Origin of the sequence: Microcoleus sp. AT9b-C3, from assembly GCF_036705485.1 — a bacterium.
GTDB lineage: Bacteria > Cyanobacteriota > Cyanobacteriia > Cyanobacteriales > Microcoleaceae > Microcoleus.
This window is the reverse complement of sequence record NZ_JAUBUR010000099.1, coordinates 1-2,599: the sequence shown is the minus strand read 5'-3', so window position 1 is coordinate 2,599 and position 2,599 is coordinate 1. Positions and strand designations below refer to the sequence as shown.

The following is a 2,599-nucleotide window of genomic DNA, read 5'->3' as shown; positions in this document are numbered from 1 at the left end:
CTAACGAACATACATTTGATTTCCCCAAAATACGTCAATATAGTTACACACAGAAAATCATTTAGGATTGCTATACAAGTCCGTACAAATGTGGGTTTAGTCAAAGGAACACCCAGACTATTTGAGTGGGCGATTCGCCATCCTGTACTGACTTGGCAAGACCGAGTTAAGTTATGGGTAGCTGCCGAATTCTTCGAGATCGAGCCTCACAAGCTGCAACTAATTATTTTGGCACTGCATCCGACTCAACCAGCAAAAAAAGTTCAGTTGACCTGGGATAGTAAGCAACACCGACAAACCAAAAATTGGCTTTTGACTACAATTGAACGAGAGAGAGAACAAACAGTTATCAAGCTCAATGGTTATCTAACACCTCAACCGAAGGAAGTAGCAACAGCTATCAATTTGGATGAAATCAACGAAGTATCGATATAATCAGTTTACATTTTATTGCCATCCTCCTATGGAGAGAAGAAACGTATTAATTTTTTGGCGATTGCGTCGGGAATAGGGTGCATATCTCTCGATAGGAGGATGGCACTCTTTAAGCTGAGAAAAAACAATAGGTATGGATAAATGTAGTAGGAATGTTAGCCGTGACTGCAACTACCGCCACCCAACCAACAATAAGCCAACTAAAAACCATCCTAATAGTTGAAGATGACCCGATGATGCAGCTCGGGCTACAGCATATCCTCAATCACCAACCCCATTTAACAGTTGTCGCGCAAGCTGTTAACGGTAACGAAGCCGTCAGTGCCACACTGCAACACCAACCAGACATCGTGCTGATGGACATTGACTTGCCCGGAATCGACGGTATTGCAGCCGCGCAGCAAATCAGAGCCGCACTGCCCAATACTCGCATCCTGATGCTCACCCACCACAGCAATCCAACTCAAGTTATGGCTGCTTTGTCCAGTGGCGGTCATGGCTACTGCGTTAAAGGCACTAACGCAGAACAACTTTTAGCAGCGATTACGGCTGTGCAAGAAGGTGGGAGCTACCTAGACCCTAAGATTGCTGACTGCGTGCTGCAAAATCTCAAAACGCCGCTGCCCGATAGCTATGCGAATGACGACATTAAGCTGACTGAACGGGAAATGCAGGTTTTGCAGCAGCTAGTTGAGGGTAAAAGCAATAAACAAATTGCCGCTGGGCTAGGCATGAGCGTCCACACCGCCAAAGGTCATGTAGAGATGATTATAGCTAAATTTGAAGCGAGCGATCGCACTCAGGCAGCCGTTAAAGCACTGCGTTTGGGGCTGGTTTAGTCGTTAGAGTTAAGAAAGTGACATTTTCCTACACCTGTAACCGGGTTGCTAAACGGTTCAAAGATTAATGTTGCAGTTGCCAGTGTTCCCAAAACTCCTAGGGTTTCTGCATATTCTAGAGTGACGGCAGTCGAACAGAAGGAAACGCTAATTTTGCGTATTTAAGAAGTGACATCGCAATCGAGATTAACTGTTTCTAGTGGGGGCAGCAGTTCTTCGAGATCATTTTTTGCTGGCGCGATTGTGAATAAATGGCGTCATGAGATTTCATTTCTAAAGTTTATCAAATAGGCGCTCGTATTTGATAAACTTTAGTTCTCAAAAATTACCGTCTCTGACAGCCTATCACTCTTCAAACTTTGGCAATGTCAACCAAAACCTCGCTCCTTTTCCCAATTCGCTATCAACGCCAATTTCTCCGCCGTGAGCCTCAACAATTTGCCTGCAAATGTAAAGTCCCAATCCCAACCCTTGCCTTAAACTAACTCCAAGTCCCCTCGTATAAGGCTCGAATAATCTTGCACATTGCTGAGGAGAAATTCCTGCCCCATTGTCTGCAACCGTACAGCGAACCATCTCACCTTCCCGTTTAGCTTCTACAGTCAAAATAAACCCAGACTGATTGTATTTAACAGCATTATCGATCAGATTGCCAAACACCCGCCAGAGCTGCTGGGCATCAGCATTGACTAAAGGCAAATCTGCTGCAAAACGCTGCTTAACCTTGACTCGATGCTGGTTGAGAATTGGTAATCTTTCAATAAGAATATTTTGGACTAAAGCGGGCAGCGACAGCGGCTTCATTGCTAAAGAAGCACTTTTCACATCAAACTGTTGTGTTGCTGTTAGTGACTCAATCAACTGAAGTTGGCGCGAACAACTTTGCACCATAACCTCCACAGTCCGCCTATCAATAGCAATGTTACTGGCAGCATCTTTGAGGCAACTTCGCAGCAGCAGCGACATTCCCGATAGAGGCGATCGCAAATCGTGAGAAACAGCGTGCAACAGAATTTTTAAATTGGCTTCTGCTTGCTGTCTTTCTTGAATTTCCTGGCTGAGCTGAGCATTTTGTGCAGCCAATTGCACGTTAGCGCAGCGAAGTTGCTGCTGTAAACGCTGCATTTTAAGTTGGGCAGATACCCGCGCCAACACTTCAACAGGCTCAAAAGGTTTTATAATGTAGTCAGCACCGCCCGCCTCAAACCCTTTTACTTTGTCAAATACGTCATCTAAAGCGCTGATGAAAATTATAGTCATTTCAAATAAATGTGAGACAAATGCAAGATGATGTAAAATGAAGAAAAATGGTTAACTCGGAGCTG

The 2,599-nt window shown here is 44.6% G+C and carries 2 protein-coding genes and 1 pseudogene; 2 read left to right on the top strand and 1 reads right to left on the bottom strand.

Translation table 11 applies throughout. The features are described 5' to 3' along the window. A pseudogene (locus QUB77_RS31465) lies at positions 1 to 435 on the top strand (hypothetical protein); the annotation flags it as partial. Between the two features lie 152 nt (positions 436 to 587). Next, the gene (locus QUB77_RS31460) at positions 588 to 1,274 is read left to right on the top strand and encodes a response regulator (protein ID WP_445251796.1); all 687 of its coding nucleotides are present in this window, start codon (positions 588 to 590) and stop codon (positions 1,272 to 1,274) included. A gap of 345 nt (positions 1,275 to 1,619) precedes the next feature. Here QUB77_RS31460 and QUB77_RS31455 read toward each other — a convergent pair whose 3' ends face one another. Further along, positions 1,620 to 2,534 (bottom strand): hybrid sensor histidine kinase/response regulator, encoded by a 915-nt coding sequence (locus tag QUB77_RS31455; RefSeq protein WP_333180925.1) that lies wholly within the window; start codon positions 2,532 to 2,534, stop codon positions 1,620 to 1,622. Between the last annotated feature and the right edge of the window lie 65 nt (positions 2,535 to 2,599).

What these genes read in the sequence shown, in the direction of transcription:
- QUB77_RS31460 (WP_445251796.1), top strand. Translation starts at nt 588, where the DNA reads ATGTTAGCCGTGACTGCAACTACCGCCACCCAACCAACAATAAGCCAA.
- QUB77_RS31455 (WP_333180925.1), bottom strand. Translation starts at nt 2,534, where the DNA reads ATGACTATAATTTTCATCAGCGCTTTAGATGACGTATTTGACAAAGTA.